Here is a 17,827-nt window from a genome sequence, read left to right as displayed (position 1 = left end):
CCGCTGATCTTCAAAAGCAAGCTAATGAAGATCCGCTCGACTTGCATGTATTAGGCACGCCGCCAGCGTTCGTCCTGAGCCAGGATCAAACTCTCCAAAAAAGAGTTATGAGTTAGCTCATAAGTTAAAACGTTGGCTCATGTTCTTATAGAAGAAACATGATCATTTATTGTTTGTTGACGCTTGTTTGTTTAGTTTTCAAAGAGCAATTTTTCAGTGTCACCCGTAGGCGACTTAAATAATATATCACGCTGTCGTTGTTTCGTCAACACTTTTTTTAAAAGTTATTAACTGCGTTCAACAGCAACATTTTATATAATAACAACTTCTGCTTGCTTGGTCAATAGCTTTTTACAAAAATGTTCTTTCAGCATTAATTGTTGCTTTGCGAACACATACAATTATCTGAGTTCCGAGTGGTTTAGAGCTTGTTCATAGATGGTTGCGAATTGAATTTTTTCAAAAAGGTTATATAAGCAATAAAGTTTACGGAAAGAGCACACAAAAAATATAAAACGCCGCTTCAAAAGCGGCGTTCCTTCTTTATATAATCCACGTCTGAATTGCAACCAGCGCAAACACACCGGGGATTCCTAACAGTCCTGATACTGCTGCGGTTGCAATATTGATTGGAACATAAATTCCGAAGCTGGTTCCGAAGGCGTTAAGAAAAAATAAAAAGATGGCTCCGATCAAGACCTTCACAGCACTCTGGCCGATGAGACGGAGCGGCTTTGTCGGTGCACCGATTATGAGCAGCAGAAAAATCAATCCACCAAGGACCGATATGACAACTATAGGATCCATACTCTTCCCCCTTACTTCAATGTCTTGTACATTTTTATGTACAAGTTATCAAAATAAGACCTTATTGTATGGAAAAAACATCACTTCGTCTTGATGGTGATTTTCCTGTGCTTCGCTTCTTTAAAAAGAAAGAAGTACTTGGCTTCGGCAATTTTTGCTTCAGTTATAAACTCTTCTGATGGATCGAAGCTTCTTTCAACCAATAGCTTTTGATTATTCCAGTTCCTCTTCATGCTGTCCAGCTGTGCCAATAGTTTATGGTCGAATTCTTTCCTAAGCCATTTCTTTTTACGAAATAACATGACTTTCCTCCAGTAGAGTTTCTTCTTTAAAAATGGAGTTAAACTTCCCTGCGGCCTTCCAGCGCTTTAGAGAGCGTGACTTCATCCGCATATTCAAGATCTCCGCCGACCGGAAGACCGTGCGCAATCCTGGTGATCTTTATTCCTGACGGCTTCAGCAGTCTTGATATATACATGGCTGTTGCTTCCCCTTCAATATTCGGGTTAGTCGCAAGTATGACTTCCTGGACAGTTTCATCCTGCAGTCTCTTCAATAGATCTGGAATATTTATATCTTCCGGGCCAATACCATCCATAGGTGAAATTGCACCCTGCAAGACATGATATAAGCCGTTGTATTCCTTCATCTTTTCCATCGCAATAACATCCTTGGGATCCTGTACAACGCAGATGACAGATTTGTCTCGTCGAGGATCCTCATCGATATAGCAAGGATCCTGATCGGTTATATGGCCGCAGACAGAGCAGTAAGTCAGGTTACGCTTAGCGTTGACCAATGCCTTAGCGAAATCCAAAACGGTTTCTTCCTTCATGCTTAATACGAAAAAAGCCAGACGAGCGGCCGTTTTCGGGCCGATACCTGGCAATTTCATAAAGCTGTCGATCAGCTTTGATATTGGTTCAGGATAATGCATTCTGTTATATTCCTCCTAGAACATTCCCCCAGGAAGGTTCATGCCCTTTGTAAATTGGCCCATTGTCTTATTAGTTAATTCTTCTGCTTTTTTCAACGCATCGTTCGTTGCAGCAAGCACTAGGTCTTGAAGCATCTCCACATCATCAGGGTCAACAACTTCCTGCTTGATTTGCACATCTACAATCTCCTTGTGACCTGTAACGATTACTGTTACCATACCGCCGCCTGCAGTACCTTCAATTTTCTCTTCTCCTAATTGGACTTGAGCTTCTTCCATTTTCTTTTGCATTTTTTGCATTTGCTTCATCATATTTTGCATATTACCATTTCCTCGCATCATGTAAACGTACCTCCAAATTTATTCTTGTATTTGTATTAATTCATCGCCAAATAGTTTTTTAGCTTCCGCGATCAGCGGGTCTTCGGCTGCAGCAGCCTGACCATCCGATGTCCCGTCGCCTCTTTGGCTGATAAAGTTTTCCCTTATTTTAAGCCACTGGTCCTCCGGCACACCAATCACCTGCATCCTTTTACCGGTGTAATCGTTCATCGCACCGCTGACAATTTCAGTGAATCTGGTGTTTTCCATTGCCATCTGACAGTGGATTTCATATTTGAATTTTATCACTACTGCCTCATCCGATGCAGCAACTGGTTCCGCTTCATTCAACAATGCAGCCTGGGAACGCATCTGGTTCGCGGCAAGCATTTCGAGCAGGTCTCCCCATCGTCCCTTGATGGTATGGAGATTTGTCTTGGTAGCGCTTTTCAGTACCTCGTTGATTTTTCCGGTCGGAGCCTGGAATCCTTTCCGGTTTGGACGAGGCGCTTTTTTAGCAGCCGCAGCCGGTTCACTTGCTGCCATTCCAGGATTCTGCTGGAACTGTGCCAGTTTTTCCTCGAGCTGCTCAATCCTTCTCAGCAAGGGTTCAACCTGGACATTGCTTGACGGATTCTGATTTTCCAGCTGACAGAGTTTGACGATTGCTACCTCAAGGAAGATACGTGGATGGTTTGTCCAACGCATCTCTTGCTGCGCTTTATTCAATACCTCAATCAATTCATAGATTTGAGCTGGCTCGACCTGATTGGCAAGTTCCTGGAAATCATCGTCGAGCATCACCCGTTCCATAGATTCCTCCAATGCAGGTGCTGCCTTGTACAGGAGCATATCACGGTAAAAGAAAATCAGATCCTCTATGAACCTGGCTGGATCCTTTCCTTGTAAAAGCAATTCTTCCAAAGCTTCCAGCCCGGCGGCCGCATTTCGTTCATCAATCGCCCTGGCCAGCTGGTTCAGGAAGTTCTGTGATACAGTACCAGTTACCGTGAGGGCATCTTCAATCGTAACTCGATCCTGGCTGAATGAAATCGCCTGATCAAGCAGGCTTAAGGCATCACGCATTCCGCCTTCTGCAGCCCTGGAAATGATCTGCAGGGCTTTTTCATCGCAATCCACTCCAGATTCCTCAACAATTTGCTTCATCCTGCCAACGATTGCCTGAGCAGTGATCCTCTTAAAATCAAATCGCTGGCATCGTGAAATGATTGTGAGTGGAATCTTATGGGGCTCAGTCGTTGCGAGGATAAAGATGACATGCTTCGGAGGCTCTTCAAGGGTTTTCAGCAAGGCGTTGAATGCTCCAATGGAAAGCATATGCACTTCATCAATGATGTATACTTTATACTTCACGACGTTCGGCGCGTACTTAACCTTATCTCGGATATCCCGAATTTCTTCGACACCGTTATTGGAAGCGGCATCGATTTCAATTACATCAGGAATCGATCCATCCGTTATTCCACGGCAGGCATCGCATTCATTGCAAGGCTCGGCCGTTGGAGCTTTTTCACAGTTGACCGCTTTTGCCAAAATTTTCGCAGCACTCGTTTTCCCAGTCCCCCTGGGGCCGGAAAATAGATAGGCATGTGATATTTTTTGTTGAAGCAGAGCGTTTTGCAGTGTCGTTGTGACATGTTCCTGTCCGACCACATCAATGAACTGTTGTGGACGCCAGACACGATATAAAGCTTGGTAGGCCAATGACACCGCTCCCTTCCTTTTATTATCTTATCTATTATAACGCAAATAACTTTCAATTTCACTTTTACCAAAGGAAGTTTTTAAGCTTTTTAATAAGCTGTTTTCGTAAAGGTTATTGTTAAAATCCTAAAGCCGATTTTAACGTGACAAAAAGCCATTTTGTAGGTCGGTAATAAGTCTGCAAGCTCTTTTCTCATAAAATGCTTTTATTTTGTGAAGAAACATAGGTCATTCAATCCTATTTTTGTAGTCAATAGCAACAAAGTTTGAGAAAAGAGCCTTTTAAAACGACAAAAAACTCATCTCCGCTAAAGAGATGAGTTGAATGTATAATATTTAACTGCCGCGCACCTTCCGTCGACTGAATACCATAAGCGTTACTTAAGCAGTTAGCTCGGCCCAGGCAACCCTGCGGCACATGGGAGCGTCCACTTAATGCTGCTTCCTTCCGGACCTGACATGGTTCATGGATTCCCATTGCGCAGGACCCGGGCGTCAACACCACTTGCTTAAGGCAGACCCTACAGTAAATCAGCCTCAGGAAGGGATTCATCCCCGCTAGAGCGGATTGCGGGTACAGGGCACCGCTACCTCCCCGACTAGCACGGCAAAATTGAAACCTTATTTAGGTGTGTCTCAAGGACACATACATAGTATACTAACTCACGGCCCAAAATGCAATGCTTATCCCCTGTCAATTCCTGTCTGTTGTTCCAGTTCGTCTTTCTCCTGTTTCTTTTTCATCTTTTTCTTTTCCCGCAGAGTCCTGAAAAAATCGGATAATAGTGCTCCGCATTCTGCTTCCAGTACACCAGTCACGACTTCACTTTGATGGTTGAAGCGTTCATCCTGGAGGATATTCATGAAGGTCCCGACACAGCCGCCCTTAGGATCCTTTGCCCCATAGACCACTTTTTTCACGCGGGAAAGCATGATCGCCCCTGCACACATCGGGCATGGCTCCAGTGTCACATAGAGAATGGCATCCTCCAGCCTCCATGTTCCGAGCTTCTGGCACGCCTCGTCAATCGCCAGCACCTCTGCATGGGCAATGGAACTTTGCTTAGTTTCGCGGAGATTATGGGCACGGGCAATGATTTCCCCATCCAGGACGATGACCGCACCGATTGGCACCTCATCTATCTGCCCTGCTTTTTTCGCTTCTTCAATTGCTTCTAACATATATCGTTCATCTGGAGTATATTCCATCTTTTCCTCCATAAAAGTGTTTTATATTTCCAATTGGTTTAATAATCCCCCGCCGGTAAAAATATAAAGGATAAGGAGAGGATTATTCATGGCAAAGACTGCTCTATTGATTATCGATATGATCAATGATTTTAACTTTGACGCAGGGGAAGAACTTGCAAAAAACACTAAAAAAATCATTAATCCCATTTTAAAGTTAAAGAAATCTTTCAATGAAAAAGACCTGCCCGTTATCTATATTAATGACCATTATAATCTATGGCAGGCTGATTTCGAAAAAATCATGGATCACTGCTCAAATGAAACAAGCGGTGAAATCATAAAAAAGATCGCCCCTGAGAAGAATCAGGACTATTTTTTGATCAAGCCAAAGCACTCCGCTTTTTATGGAACGGCGCTTCACACCCTGCTTCAGCAATTGAAGGTAGATACCTTGATCCTGTCAGGGATTGCAGGCAATATTTGCGTCCTTTTCACCGCGAATGATGCGTATATGCGCGAATACAACCTGATCATACCTGAGGACTTCATTGCCTCCAATTATGACGAGGATAATCAATACGCACTGACCATGATGAAAAACGTCCTGTCCGCTGAAACAAGACCTTCAATGGAGCTTGATTTATAACATACTGCATTTTCTTCCTTCATACAATGGTTGTAGCGCTAAAAATGCCAGGGAGGGAAGAAGATGCAAATTCATGTGGTACAGCAAGGACAGACATTGACACAGATCGCTCAATTATACGGGTCTTCTGTTACGGATATAACCGAGGCGAACGAGCTGCCTAATCCAAATAATTTAGTGGTCGGCCAGGCGATGGTCATCCCAATCGTCGGCAGTTTTTACTTTGTCCAGCCGGGTGACAGTCTATGGGCAATTTCAAGAAGGTTCGGTATCACTCCACAGGAACTCGCAAGGATCAATGGCATCTCGGTCAACCAGCCATTGTCAGTCGGATTCCGCTTATATATTCCACAGCGGCCGAAAACAAATGCGGAATTTAATGCATATGTAGAGCCTCGCGGGAACACAGTGGCGCCTGCATTGGAAACAGCTGCCCGGGAAGCTGCCCCCTATTTGACCTATCTTGCGCCGTTCAGCTTCCAGGCTTTGCGCGATGGGTCGTTGAAGGAGCCGCTGCTGAACAATTTCCCGGCGATTGCCGAGGCGAACAATAATATATTGATGATGGTGATCACCAACCAGGAAAACGACCAGTTCAGCGATGAGCTTGGCCGTATCCTCTTGAATGACATGGCAGTCCAGGACAAATTCCTGAACAATATCGTTGCCACCGCCAAAAAATATGGATTCCGCGATATCCATTTTGATTTTGAATTCCTGCGTCCAGAAGACCGTGAAGCCTATAACACTTTCCTGCGCAAAGCGAGGGACCGTTTTAAACAGGAAGGCTGGTTCATCTCGACTGCACTCGCCCCAAAAACAAGTGCAGAACAGACAGGGCCCTGGTATACGGCTCATGACTACAAAGCACATGGGGAAATTGTCGATTTCGTCGTCATTATGACCTATGAATGGGGGTACAGCGGCGGACCTGCACAGGCAGTCTCCCCTATCGGCCCTGTGCGTGAGGTACTAGAGTATGCCGTCAGTGAAATGCCATCGCAAAAAGTCATGATGGGCCAGAATCTTTATGGATATGACTGGACTCTTCCATTTGTCCAGGGAACGATCGCAAGGGCCGTCAGTCCGCAGCAGGCGATCCAGATTGCGGCCGATAATAATGTACCAATCCAGTACAATACAAGATCTCAGGCGCCGACCTTCCGATATACAGCGTCAGATGGAAAACAGCATGAAGTCTGGTTTGAGGACGCAAGATCCATCCAGGCAAAATTCGACCTGATCAAGGAACTGAATTTGAGAGGAATGAGCTACTGGAAGCTCGGACTTTCCTTCCCACAAAACTGGCTTCTCATCCAGGAGAACTTCAATGTCGTAAAAAGATGAAATTTTCTGTTAAAATAATTTTACAAATTCCGATAATATATGACAGGCGCAGTATTTTTGCGGCTGTCTTCTTTTTTGCTAAGCTCTGTTCGCAAACTTGAACGCTTAATCAACAAGAGTAAAAACCGGCACTTGGGTTTTCACGGCTAATTCCGGAATTTTGATTAGAAATAACCTCGAAAAGAGCCCCAAAGCTTTTAATAAAGCGGATGGAGGCATATATTCGATAAGCAATATGAAATAGGAAAGCAGCATTTTGCTAAAATTGCCTCTTAATATTCCATACCCATACCATACTGTGGTGTGATAAAATGGACTTTGCGTAATTTAACTGACAGAAATGTAAAAAAGAGATAGATACAACAGAGAGGGAGGACATGTTGTGGAAGGAACACCTTTTATAACGGTTGAAGGACCAATCGGGATCGGGAAAACGTCACTTGCCCGCGCCATTTCCGAAAGGTTTCAATTTGCACTTTTAAAAGAAATAGTCGATGAAAATCCATTTTTGGGGAAGTTCTACGATAACATCGAAGAATGGAGTTTCCAGACAGAAATGTTTTTCCTCTGCAATCGATATAAGCAGCTTGGAGATATCAATGAACATTACCTCAGCAAAGACATGTCTGTCGTAGCTGATTATCATATCATGAAAAACCTCATTTTCGCCCAGCGCACATTAAATGAACAGGAATATAAAAAATACCTAGATATTTATCAAATCCTGACAAAAGATATGCCTAAGCCAAATGTCATCATTTACTTGAATGCAAGTCTCGATACCTTGCTGAAGCGAATCAAAATGCGCGGCCGCGAAGTCGAAAAGAACATCAGTCCATTATATTTAGAGCAATTATCCCTTGATTATGAACAAGCAATGCTTCAGTTCGAGAAAGACCACCCCGAAATCCCTGTTCTTCGTTTCAGCGGGGACGATCTGGATTTTGTTAAGAATGAAGAAGATCTCCAGCTGATCATCGACCAGCTAACCGCATCATTAAGAAAAAGGAGCGTACAACCATGAATCTAAGAACAAAATATGACATCCCGGCTAATGCGGTCATCACGATTGCCGGTACAGTTGGAGTCGGCAAATCGACTATGACGAATGCCCTGGCGGATGCCCTTCGGTTCCGTACATCCTTTGAAAAAGTAGATACAAATCCATACCTCGATAAGTTCTATGCCGATTTCGAACGCTGGAGCTTCCACCTGCAAATCTACTTCCTTGCTGAGCGCTTCAAGGAGCAGAAGAGGATTTTTGAATATGGCGGCGGCTTTATCCAGGACCGTTCCATCTATGAAGATACAGGCATCTTCGCAAAAATGCATTATGAAAAAGGCACAATGTCCCCTGTGGACTACCAAACATACAAGAGTCTGTTCGAAGCAATGGTCATGACTCCGTACTTCCCGCATCCAGATTTGCTGATCTACCTTGAAGGGTCACTAGACGATATTCTTGAGCGCATTAAGCTAAGAGGACGTCCAATGGAACAGCAAACACCAATCACATATTGGGAAGAAATGCACGGACGCTATGAAAACTGGATCAATAACTTCAACGCATGCCCAGTCCTTCGTCTGAACATCAATGATTACGATTTGTTCAATAATCCTGAATCAATCGAACCAATCGTTGAAAAAATCGCGACACATATCAAACAAACTCAATTACTGAAAAAATAAAACCGCCGATTGGCGGTTTTTTGTTATCTATAAGCCCAAATAGAGAGAGGAACCTCCAAAAGGGCACATAGAAACTCTCTGTAAGCTCAAACCGCTCGAGAAACCTACAAAGTGACTGATAGAGTAATAAAGCGACCCCCGAATACAGCAAAACAGGACATAAAAAAACCCGCTACATAGTAACGGGTTTTTTTACACAATCTCCAAATTGTTTTATGCGTTAATGCTTTAATTGAAAAAATTAATGGAGGAGGTAGAGGGATTCGAACCCCCGCGCGGTGTTACCCGCCTGTCGGTTTTCAAGACCGATCCCTTCAGCCAGACTTGGGTATACCTCCGAGACAAGAAATATAATATCATGTATTTAAAAACGAGTCAACACTTCTTTAAAAGTTTTTTTCGGGCAGGAGGACATCCTGCCCGAAACAGAGTTAAACTCTCCTATCAATGACACTTATTCCGGAGCAATAACTTCCCTGTTGCCCATGTATGGACGCAATACTTCCGGAATGATGACACTGCCGTCAGCCTGCTGGTAGTTCTCGAGGATGGCGGCAACTGTGCGGCCGATCGCAAGGCCTGATCCATTCAGTGTATGCACATGCTCTGGCTTCGCCTTTGCTTCGCGGCGGAACCGGATATTCGCGCGTCTTGCCTGGAATCCTTCGAAGTTACTGCAAGAAGAGATTTCCCTGTAGGTGCCGTAGCTTGGGATCCAGACTTCGATATCGTATTTCTTAGCAGCTGTGAATCCGAGGTCTGCAGAGCACATGCTCAATACGCGATAAGGCAGGCCTAATAGCTGAAGCACTTTCTCAGCATGTCCAGTCAGCCTTTCAAGCTCCTCATAAGAGTCTTCGGGCTTAACAAACTTCACTAATTCGACTTTGTTAAACTGGTGCTGACGGATCAAACCGCGCGTATCGCGCCCTGCAGAACCTGCCTCAGAACGGAAACATGCGCTGTACGCTGCATAATTGATCGGAAGCTCATCTGGAGTCAGGATTTCATCCCGGTGCATATTCGTAACAGGTACCTCTGCAGTCGGAATCAGGAAGTAATCTTCGCTCTCGATTCGGAATGCATCCTCTTCAAACTTAGGAAGCTGTCCTGTCCCTGTCATGCTTGCACGATTGACCATGTACGGAGGAATGACTTCCTTGTACCCATGTTCGTCAACATGAAGGTCAAGCATGAAACTGATCAACGCTCGCTCAAGGCGTGCACCCAATCCTTTGTAAAAGACAAAACGGCTGCCTGTTACTTTTCCAGCGCGTTCGAAATCAAGGATTTTCAAGTGATCTGCAACATCCCAGTGCGGCTTTGCTTCGAATTCAAAATCACGGATTTCTCCCCATTTGCGAACCTCTACATTATCATCTTCTGTTTCTCCGATTGGAACACTCTCATGAGGGATATTCGGAATGCTGAGCATCAGGTTTTCTAGCTCTTCTTCTACCTCGCGAAGCTGGTCATCCAGAACCTTGATTTTGTCGCCTACCTCACGCATCTCAGCGATCAAGTGGTCAGCGTCCTGCTTTTCACGCTTCAACTGCGCAACCTGCTGGGACACTTCATTCCTTCTGCTCTTCAGCTGTTCAGCGTCAAGAATCAATTCCCTGCGCCTTACATCCAGGTCCTCGAACTTGCCGAAGTCGGTCATGTCTTCGCCACGGTGCTGCAGTTTTTGTTTAACTTCTTCAAAATTCGCTCTTAAATATTTTACATCTAACACTGCGATTTCCTCCCTTTTACCTGAAGTAAAAAAACCTTTGATAAAATAAAAAACTCCCGTCCCCAAAAAGGGACGAGAGTTAACCCGCGTTGCCACCCTAGTTGAAAGCAAGAAAATGCTTTCCACTCATAAAATAACGGTTTTTACCGAAAGTATTTACTGGCCATTAATGGCGTTCCATACTCTGCTCAAGGGCGGATTCCTTTGCTCCAGACACCGGTTCGCACCAACCACCGGCTCTCTTTGGAATGGATACAAGCTACTATTCCCTCTCATCGCTTTTTTACTATCGAATTTTAATTCATAATTTACTACAATTATGTTCTCCATGCAAGCTGTTTATGCAAAATTTTTACTCTTTGTCTCCTCGACCATTTTCACAAAGTAGCTCATAAGTCTATAATCATCCGTCAACTCTGGATGAAAAGAACAGCCGAGGAACTGTCCATCACGAGCAGCGACAATTCTGCCATCATGCTTCGCCAGCACCTCGACATTTTCTCCAGCTTCCACAATATGAGGTGCCCGGATGAATACTGCCGAGAAATTTTCCGCCACTCCAGCAATATTGATGTCAGCTTCAAAGCTTTCACGCTGGCGGCCGAATGAGTTGCGTTCCACTTTCACATCCATGACACCGAGATGTGGTGCATCATAACCAGCCAGATCATTCGCAAGTAAAATCAAGCCAGCGCATGTTCCGAACATTGGTTTGCCATCAGCTGCGAATTTCTTCAACTTTTCCATAAAGCCATATTTATCGATCAGACGGCGAATTGTGGTGCTTTCTCCCCCAGGAATGATCAGGCCATCGACTTCTGAGAGCTGATCGGGACGCTTAATGACAGTACCTTCTGCTCCAGATGCCTCAATTGCCCATATATGCTCACGTACGGCCCCCTGAAGGCCAAGTACTCCAATCTTCATCATAGGCATACCCTTACCAGCCGCGGTCCTGCATACGGGCTTCAGGTGCCAATGATGAAATTTCCATGCCCTTCATCGGGATACCAAGACCCTTCGAAATGTTCGCAATCAGTTCATAATCCTGATAATGAGTAGTCGCTTCGACAATTGCCTTTGCAAACTTCGCCGGATTATCAGATTTGAAGATGCCTGATCCTACAAACACCCCATCAGCACCCAGCTGCATCATTAATGCTGCGTCTGCCGGAGTAGCAACACCGCCTGCAGCAAAGTTCACGACTGGAAGGCGTCCAAGCTGCTTGATTTCCAGCAGAAGCTCATATGGTGCTCCCAGAAGCTTGGCTTCAGTCATTAGTTCATCCATATCCATTGCCACGACTTTGCGAACCTGTGCGTTTACCTTGCGGATATGACGGACAGCTTCTACGATATTGCCCGTACCAGGCTCTCCCTTTGTACGTAGCATCGAAGCTCCTTCGCCGATCCTTCTCGCCGCCTCGCCAAGATCGCGGCATCCGCATACGAAAGGAACTGTATAATCTCTTTTATTCAGATGGAATTCTTCATCAGCAGGAGTCAAGACTTCACTCTCGTCAATATAGTCAACACCCATCGCTTCGAGCACTCGTGCTTCTACGATGTGGCCAATCCGTGCTTTTGCCATAACGGGAATTGTGACAGCACCCATTACCTCTTCGACGATCCTTGGGTCAGCCATTCTAGCTACTCCGCCAGCTGCACGGATATCCGAAGGGACACGTTCCAATGCCATTACCGCAACTGCACCAGCCTCTTCAGCAATCTTTGCTTGTTCGGCATTGACAACGTCCATGATGACGCCGCCTTTTTGCATCTCTGCCATACCACGTTTAACACGATCAGTACCTGTCTTCATTATTTTTCCCCCTTGTCCCTGTAAAAGGGTTACTATGTAAGCAATTGCAAATAACTGGATATTCAGACTTTTTTGGTCGGAATTACAGCTACCCCTATTGAAAATAAACAATAAAAAAGGTTTCCTGTCAAGACAGGAAACCTTTCCAATTTATTTAAAACCAGCCTTTTACAGTATCAGCAACTCCGCCAAAAAGATCTCCGAAGAATCCGCCGATTCCTCGCATCATAAGCACGAACCAGTTCGCTTTTTCAACATTTTCAGCAGCAACAACTGGTACCTGGACTTGCTTTTGCCCTTCTTCAGTTAAGAAGCTGATGTTTTCTTCCTTATTGGACTTAACAGTCATATAGCCGACTTGCTCACCCTTCTTGATAGGAGCAGTCAGTTCGCCATTTTCATTCAGCTTCTTTTTATCCAGTACAAGTACCGGTTCATATTGATCCTTTTCGCCATTCCTTATAGTCATCGTAATGGGCTCTTTAGACTGGATCTTCACACTGTCTTCCTTCCCTTTTGTTACCGGAAGGTTTTTCTTTCCTTTTACCTGATGATTCTTTTTCACAAGTTCTTCTTCTGTGAAATTGCTGAAAGCAAAGTCAAGGATTTTACGCGTTTCAGAAAAACGGCTGTCCTTTGAGTCTGCCTTCATGATAACCGAAATGAATCTTTGGTCATTTCTCATCGCAGTAGCTGTAAAACCATAGCCTGCAAAATCAGTCGAACCGGTTTTTAAGCCGTCTACACCATCGTATTGGTAAATCAGGCCTGGAAGCATCCAGTTAAAGTTCTTATACTCACGTCCGTCACGGAACTTCAAGGAAGGCATGCTTGCTGTATCCAACACTTCCGGGTAATCCTTCAATAGTCGGTATGCAAGCTTCGCCAATGAGCGGGCAGACATGACATTCTCTTCATCCGGACTTCCGGCAGGATGCTGTCCTAAAAGATCGCTATTGTTCAACCCTGAGGAGTTAACAAATTTATAATCCTTCAAACCAAGCTCAGCAGCTTTTTTGTTCATTTTTTCAACATGGTTCTTTTCTGTTCCAGAAAGGACCTCAGCGAGCGCTACGGTAGCTGCATTGCCAGAATGGATTGCCATTGCTTCATACAACTCTTGTACCGTATAATCCTCACCTTGAGTTAACCCAACATTCGATAGGCCAGGGGCAGCTGATAACTTATGGACATACTCATTGATCTTTACCTTTTGGTCCCATTTCAGCTTTCCTTCTTTGACCGCTTCGAGAACCATATATTCTGTCATCATTTTTGCCATGGAAGCTACGCCCAGGACAACATCTGAATTTTTCTCATATAAAACTCTTCCCGTATCTGCATCAATCAGCATGGCTGCTTCGGCATCGATGCCCAATTGTCCCTCTGCTGCTTCAGCTTCCATTGAAAATCCGGAAAACATAGTTGTAATCGTTAAAATGAATGCTGCAAAGAACACTGAAAGCTGTTTCTGTTTACGATTCAAGACAAATTTCCCTCCAAATTTTTATAAAATATCTATGAAACTTTCATTTTTGTTGACCCCTAAAAAATCACACCCGTATAGTTTACCATAAAAAAAATGAAAAAAATAGACAGAGAATAGTCACTCTGTCTATTGTAAAATCAGGAAAAAACAACTGATATGCAGGTAAAAAGTCGTAGTTCCTGCTGATGCCCATTTATAAAATTAGCTCATGGAGTAGTTGGGTGCTTCTTTCGTGATCTGGACATCATGCGGATGGCTCTCTCTCAGACCCGCTCCTGTCATCTTGATGAATTGGGCATTCTCCCTTAACTCCTCAAGATTAGCTGTACCGCAATATCCCATACCTGAGCGAATGCCGCCAACAAGTTGATAGATTGTATCTGTAAGCGGTCCTTTATATGGGATTCTTCCTTCAATGCCTTCCGGAACGAACTTCTTATTATCTTCCTGGAAGTAACGATCTTTAGATCCCTTTTCCATTGCTCCGACAGAGCCCATTCCACGATATACTTTGAAGCGCCTTCCCTGATAGATTTCAGTTTCTCCCGGACTTTCACTGACACCTGCAAGCAAGCTTCCGAGCATGACAGCATGGCCTCCGGCAGCAAGAGCCTTGACGATATCCCCAGAATATTTGATTCCGCCATCTGCTATGATTGCCTTCCCGTGCTTTCGTGCTTCTGTCGCACAATCATATACAGCGGTAATTTGCGGAACACCTACACCTGCTACAACCCTTGTCGTACAGATTGAACCAGGACCGATGCCAACCTTGACAATATCCGCACCTGCTTCTATCAAATCTCTTGTCGCTTCTGCAGTCGCAACGTTCCCCGCAATAATATTCAATTCCGGGTAGCTTTCACGGATTTGCTTTACCGTTTCAATAACCCCTCTTGAGTGGCCGTGGGCAGTATCAACAACGATGACATCTACATGTGATTTCACCAGCATCTCCACACGTTTCATCGTATCTGCTGTAACACCGACTGCAGCACCGCAAAGTAAGCGGCCTTGCAAATCCTTCGAAGAGTTCGGGAACTCAATCACTTTTTCAATATCCTTTATGGTAATGAGCCCTTTCAGTACGCCTTCGTCATTTACTAGTGGGAGTTTTTCAATCTTATGGCGCTGAAGGATCTTCTCTGCTTCTTCAAGGGTAGTTCCCACAGAAGCGGTCACCAAATCATTTTTCGTCATGACTTCTTCGATTTTAATAGAGTAATCCTGGATAAAACGCATATCACGGTTTGTAATGATTCCAACAAGCTTTTGGTCCTCTTCATTATTAACAATCGGGACACCAGAAATGCGGTATTTACCCATTAAATGTTCAGCATCAAATACCTGATGCTCAGGAGTTAAAAAGAATGGATCGGTAATGACTCCACTTTCAGAACGCTTTACTTTATCGACCTGGTCAGCCTGCTGTTCTATGGACATGTTTTTATGTATGATACCAAGGCCGCCCTGCCTGGCAATCGAAATGGCCAGTTCAGATTCTGTTACAGTATCCATGCCCGCACTGATGATCGGTATATTCAACCTCAAAGTCTCAGTCAGACTGACCTTCAGGCTCACATCCTTTGGCAGCACCTCAGATTTGGCCGGTACTAACAGCACATCATCAAACGTTAATCCTTCTTTTACAAACTTACTTTCCCACATAGTAAATGACCCCCTTTAAGAAAATATTATTTGTAGGTTATCAATTGGTTAAAATACTGTCAAGAAGGTTATTATTTGTCCGATTTTTCAAATAACTTGGAGGTTTTTCATGTGTCTATGCCTTATAAGGAATGGAACAGTTATACACTCTTCTTTTCAGCAGAGTATTCACAAGCCTATCTGAAAAAATGTTATCGTAAAATCAACGTCGAACAGCCTGACATGAAAAGCTTCGAAAACTGTTATCCCTTCATGTATTATCTAGAACATGGGAAGCTTTACTATGAACAGGCAGAAAAGTCTCCGCTGGCCATACAGCCAATCCTGCTCTTTTACGGACTTGTCCATCTAATAAAAGCATGCATCCTGACAGTCGAACCTGATTACCCTGAAACCACTTCCGTTCTTGCTCATGGCGTCTCCACAAGGAAACGAAAAAAACAACAGTACAGCTTCACAGACGATGAAGTAAAAATCCAAAAGAATGGGCTATTCTCTCTTATGGCAGAAAAAATGTTCCACATGAAACAATTGGAAGGTGAAAAAGCAACAATGGGTGATGTGATGGAACTGATCCCGGAATTGTCCGGCATCTTTTCTGACTTGAGAGGCAAGCAAATATTTGAAGCAGTGACTGCCAGCGATTCAGGTTTCTCGATTCCAAAATCAATAATCGACCATTTCCATATGACGGAGAACCGCTTTAAGGAGTTCTATCAGACCAAATCCTCTATTCCTGTCTCCTTTGTAGAGGACCCTAATCAAATCATGTTTGAAGCACACTTAAGTGAAACACAAGAACCCCTTCCGTTAAAATACAATCTTGAAGAGCAGCATTATGTAATTCCCTTAAATAAAGGTGACTTATTTTTATTTCCAGAACTGCTGCTGCACTACTTACTGTTATATAATCTTGGAATGATTGCCCGCTATGAAACAGAATGGTGGAGTGAGTTAATCAAGATGATGCCCAATGAAGACTATCCATTGATCCAGTCCTTTTTAAAATCAACATTGAGAAAAGGACCTTACTTAATTCACCAGTACCTGATGAGTAAGTAGTAATATCAAGGGTTGAAGTTTCTAAATCAAATACTGCGGATTATAGATAAGTTTAGATGAGCCGATATCGGGAATTTCATTTATATGAACTTTGCACAACCGAGGAGGTTTTATTATGGATAGAAAAAAACTAATGATGACAACTGTAGCTCTAGGTACAGCATACTTGCTAAAAGATCAAAAGTCACGTGCGAAGGTAATGGATCAATTGCAATCCCTTGGGAAGAAAAAGAAATAACATATAATAAGACCTTCTGAATTAATTCAGAAGGTCTTTGTTATGTGGGCAAGATACTTTTAGTTGTTATTGAGGAATCGTATTAAGTTCTGACAGCTTTTTCAATCTCTTATTGCGACCTTGTCTGAAGTTGCCCTTGGTTTGGACTACTTTTCGTTATTGCCCTCTAAACCTGTCTGAAGTTGCATTAAGTTCAGACAATTTTTCGTGTTTTTCCTCCAAACCTGTCTGAAGTTGCACCAGGTTCTGACAACTTTTCGGCTTTTTCATTTAAACCTGTCTGAAGTTGCACCAGGTTCAGACAACTTTCTGATTTTTTCCTTCAAACCTGTCTGAAGTTGCATCAAGTTCAGACAACTTTTCGTTGTTTTCCCTTAAACCTGTCTGAAGTTGACTCAGGTTCAGACAACTTTGTGTGCATTTCCACCAAACCTGTCTGAAGTTGGCTCAAGTTCAGACAACTTTGTGTGCTTTTCCACCAAACCTGTCTGAAGTTGCCTCAAGTTCAGACAACTTTGTGTGCTTTTCTACCAAACCTGTCTGAAGTTGCCTCAAGTTCAGACAACTTTTCGTTGTTTTCCCTTAAACCTGTCCGAAGTTGCATCAAGTTCAGACAACTTTTCGTTGTTTTCCCTTAAACCTGTCCGAAGTTGCATCAAGTTCAGACAACTTTTCGTGTTTTTCCTACAAACCTGTCTGAAGTTGCATCAAGTTCAAACAACTTTTCGTTGTTTTCCCTTAAACCTGTCCGAAGTTGCCTCAAGTTCAGACAACTTTTCGTTGTTTTCCCTTAAACCTGTCTGAAGTTGGCTCAAGTTCAGACAACTTTTCGTGTTTTTCCTTCAGACCTGTCTGAAGTTGCATCAAGTTCAGACAACTTTTCGTTCATTACCTCCAAACTTGTCCGAAGTCAGGCCAAATAAATTCAGTTGCTTCCATATTTCACACATCTTTTATAAATCAGCATACAAAAAAGAACAGCCATTACAGCTGTTCTTTTGCGTGCCCGGCGGCGTCCTACTCTCACAGGGGGAAACCCCCAACTACCATCGGCGCTGAGAAGCTTAACTTCCGTGTTCGGTATGGGAACGGGTGTGACCTTCTCGCCATCGCCACCAGACTATTTGGTTTGAGGTTTTTGCACCCTCAA

At 43.8% G+C, this 17,827-nt stretch carries 17 protein-coding genes, 1 tRNA gene, 2 rRNA genes, 1 other RNA gene and 1 other annotated feature; of the genes, 6 read left to right on the top strand and 15 right to left on the bottom strand.

The window, feature by feature from the left end:
• The 8 genes from J7E35_RS18400 to tadA form a co-directional block, all read right to left on the bottom strand.
• Window positions 1-101, bottom strand: a 16S ribosomal RNA gene (locus J7E35_RS18400); the annotation flags it as partial.
• Between the two features lie 442 nt (window positions 102-543).
• Complete coding sequence (locus J7E35_RS18395; RefSeq protein WP_214782252.1) at window positions 544-807, bottom strand: pro-sigmaK processing inhibitor BofA family protein; 264 nt, start codon at window positions 805-807, stop codon at window positions 544-546.
• An 80-nt stretch (window positions 808-887) separates the two neighbouring features.
• Window positions 888-1,109 carry a YaaL family protein gene (locus tag J7E35_RS18390; RefSeq protein ID WP_214782249.1) on the bottom strand — a complete coding sequence of 74 codons (222 nt, stop codon included), beginning with the start codon at window positions 1,107-1,109 and terminating at the stop codon, window positions 888-890.
• Window positions 1,110-1,147: 38 nt separating this feature from the next.
• On the bottom strand, window positions 1,148-1,744 hold the full coding sequence (recR, locus tag J7E35_RS18385; RefSeq protein ID WP_214782246.1) for a recombination mediator RecR: 597 nt from the start codon (window positions 1,742-1,744) through the stop codon (window positions 1,148-1,150).
• 15 nt (window positions 1,745-1,759) lie between these two features.
• A complete protein-coding gene (locus tag J7E35_RS18380; RefSeq protein WP_041968097.1) occupies window positions 1,760-2,086 on the bottom strand; it encodes a YbaB/EbfC family nucleoid-associated protein in 327 nt (108 codons plus the stop codon).
• Window positions 2,087-2,104: 18 nt separating this feature from the next.
• The gene (gene dnaX, locus J7E35_RS18375) at window positions 2,105-3,790 is read right to left on the bottom strand and encodes a DNA polymerase III subunit gamma/tau (RefSeq protein WP_214782243.1); all 1,686 of its coding nucleotides are present in this window, start codon (window positions 3,788-3,790) and stop codon (window positions 2,105-2,107) included.
• Between the two features lie 343 nt (window positions 3,791-4,133).
• Window positions 4,134-4,398: signal recognition particle sRNA large type (ffs, locus tag J7E35_RS18370), an RNA gene on the bottom strand.
• 76 nt (window positions 4,399-4,474) lie between these two features.
• A complete protein-coding gene (gene tadA, locus J7E35_RS18365; RefSeq protein ID WP_214782264.1) occupies window positions 4,475-4,999 on the bottom strand; it encodes a tRNA adenosine(34) deaminase TadA in 525 nt (174 codons plus the stop codon).
• An 88-nt stretch (window positions 5,000-5,087) separates the two neighbouring features.
• On the opposite strand from tadA, the gene J7E35_RS18360 reads away from it, so the two are divergent.
• From J7E35_RS18360 to J7E35_RS18345, 4 genes are all read left to right on the top strand, one after another.
• Window positions 5,088-5,627, top strand: coding sequence for a cysteine hydrolase family protein (locus tag J7E35_RS18360; protein ID WP_214782240.1), 540 nt, complete (start codon window positions 5,088-5,090; stop codon window positions 5,625-5,627).
• 63 nt (window positions 5,628-5,690) lie between these two features.
• Entirely contained in the window at window positions 5,691-6,974 is a 1,284-nt protein-coding gene (locus J7E35_RS18355; protein ID WP_214782237.1) for a glycoside hydrolase family 18 protein, read from the top strand.
• Between the two features lie 382 nt (window positions 6,975-7,356).
• Window positions 7,357-7,998, top strand: a complete 642-nt coding sequence (locus tag J7E35_RS18350) for a deoxynucleoside kinase (RefSeq protein WP_214782234.1) — start codon at window positions 7,357-7,359, stop codon at window positions 7,996-7,998.
• Window positions 7,995-8,663 (top strand): deoxynucleoside kinase, encoded by a 669-nt coding sequence (locus J7E35_RS18345; protein ID WP_214782231.1) that lies wholly within the window; start codon window positions 7,995-7,997, stop codon window positions 8,661-8,663. Before J7E35_RS18350 ends, J7E35_RS18345 begins: the two co-directional genes overlap by 4 nt.
• 245 nt (window positions 8,664-8,908) lie before the next feature.
• Here the strand turns inward: J7E35_RS18345 and J7E35_RS18340 are convergent.
• The 6 genes from J7E35_RS18340 to guaB form a co-directional block, all read right to left on the bottom strand.
• A tRNA-Ser gene (locus J7E35_RS18340) sits at window positions 8,909-9,001 on the bottom strand.
• Window positions 9,002-9,117: 116 nt separating this feature from the next.
• A complete protein-coding gene (serS, locus tag J7E35_RS18335; protein ID WP_214782228.1) occupies window positions 9,118-10,398 on the bottom strand; it encodes a serine--tRNA ligase in 1,281 nt (426 codons plus the stop codon).
• A gap of 65 nt (window positions 10,399-10,463) precedes the next feature.
• Window positions 10,464-10,683, bottom strand: a binding site (T-box leader).
• Window positions 10,684-10,737: 54 nt separating this feature from the next.
• Window positions 10,738-11,328 carry a pyridoxal 5'-phosphate synthase glutaminase subunit PdxT gene (gene pdxT, locus J7E35_RS18330; RefSeq protein ID WP_214782225.1) on the bottom strand — a complete coding sequence of 197 codons (591 nt, stop codon included), beginning with the start codon at window positions 11,326-11,328 and terminating at the stop codon, window positions 10,738-10,740.
• A 10-nt stretch (window positions 11,329-11,338) separates the two neighbouring features.
• On the bottom strand, window positions 11,339-12,223 hold the full coding sequence (pdxS, locus tag J7E35_RS18325) for a pyridoxal 5'-phosphate synthase lyase subunit PdxS (protein ID WP_214782261.1): 885 nt from the start codon (window positions 12,221-12,223) through the stop codon (window positions 11,339-11,341).
• Window positions 12,224-12,374: 151 nt separating this feature from the next.
• A complete protein-coding gene (locus tag J7E35_RS18320) occupies window positions 12,375-13,643 on the bottom strand; it encodes a serine hydrolase (RefSeq protein WP_214782258.1) in 1,269 nt (422 codons plus the stop codon).
• A 267-nt stretch (window positions 13,644-13,910) separates the two neighbouring features.
• Entirely contained in the window at window positions 13,911-15,377 is a 1,467-nt protein-coding gene (guaB, locus tag J7E35_RS18315; RefSeq protein WP_214782222.1) for an IMP dehydrogenase, read from the bottom strand.
• A 117-nt stretch (window positions 15,378-15,494) separates the two neighbouring features.
• Here guaB and J7E35_RS18310 point away from each other — a divergent pair, with 117 nt between their 5' ends.
• Together J7E35_RS18310 and J7E35_RS23575 are read left to right on the top strand one after the other, a co-directional pair.
• Window positions 15,495-16,439: a YaaC family protein gene (locus J7E35_RS18310; RefSeq protein ID WP_214782255.1), complete on the top strand. Its 945-nt coding sequence runs from the start codon at window positions 15,495-15,497 to the stop codon at window positions 16,437-16,439.
• Window positions 16,440-16,554: 115 nt separating this feature from the next.
• Window positions 16,555-16,677 (top strand): hypothetical protein, encoded by a 123-nt coding sequence (locus J7E35_RS23575; RefSeq protein WP_023613358.1) that lies wholly within the window; start codon window positions 16,555-16,557, stop codon window positions 16,675-16,677.
• Between the two features lie 1,004 nt (window positions 16,678-17,681).
• Here the strand turns inward: J7E35_RS23575 and rrf are convergent.
• Window positions 17,682-17,797 (bottom strand): 5S ribosomal RNA (gene rrf, locus J7E35_RS18305).
• Window positions 17,798-17,827 lie beyond the last annotated feature (30 nt).

This window comes from Bacillus sp. ISL-45, from assembly GCF_018613195.1.
Classification (GTDB): Bacteria; Bacillota; Bacilli; order Bacillales; family Cytobacillaceae; genus Mesobacillus.
This window is presented reverse-complemented; position numbering and strand designations above follow the sequence as displayed.

Bases quoted from the DNA above. Each gene is read 5' to 3' on its own strand.
- J7E35_RS18390 (WP_214782249.1), bottom strand. From the start codon at position 1,109: ATGTTATTTCGTAAAAAGAAATGGCTTAGGAAAGAATTCGACCATAAA.
- tadA (WP_214782264.1), bottom strand. From the start codon at position 4,999: ATGGAATATACTCCAGATGAACGATATATGTTAGAAGCAATTGAAGAA.
- J7E35_RS18310 (WP_214782255.1), top strand. From the start codon at position 15,495: ATGCCTTATAAGGAATGGAACAGTTATACACTCTTCTTTTCAGCAGAG.
- J7E35_RS18320 (WP_214782258.1), bottom strand. From the start codon at position 13,643: ATGTTTTCCGGATTTTCAATGGAAGCTGAAGCAGCAGAGGGACAATTG.
- J7E35_RS23575 (WP_023613358.1), top strand. From the start codon at position 16,555: ATGGATAGAAAAAAACTAATGATGACAACTGTAGCTCTAGGTACAGCA.
- recR (WP_214782246.1), bottom strand. From the start codon at position 1,744: ATGCATTATCCTGAACCAATATCAAAGCTGATCGACAGCTTTATGAAA.
- guaB (WP_214782222.1), bottom strand. From the start codon at position 15,377: ATGTGGGAAAGTAAGTTTGTAAAAGAAGGATTAACGTTTGATGATGTG.
- pdxT (WP_214782225.1), bottom strand. From the start codon at position 11,328: ATGATGAAGATTGGAGTACTTGGCCTTCAGGGGGCCGTACGTGAGCAT.
- J7E35_RS18355 (WP_214782237.1), top strand. From the start codon at position 5,691: ATGCAAATTCATGTGGTACAGCAAGGACAGACATTGACACAGATCGCT.
- J7E35_RS18360 (WP_214782240.1), top strand. From the start codon at position 5,088: ATGGCAAAGACTGCTCTATTGATTATCGATATGATCAATGATTTTAAC.
- J7E35_RS18380 (WP_041968097.1), bottom strand. From the start codon at position 2,086: ATGATGCGAGGAAATGGTAATATGCAAAATATGATGAAGCAAATGCAA.
- J7E35_RS18345 (WP_214782231.1), top strand. From the start codon at position 7,995: ATGAATCTAAGAACAAAATATGACATCCCGGCTAATGCGGTCATCACG.
- J7E35_RS18395 (WP_214782252.1), bottom strand. From the start codon at position 807: ATGGATCCTATAGTTGTCATATCGGTCCTTGGTGGATTGATTTTTCTG.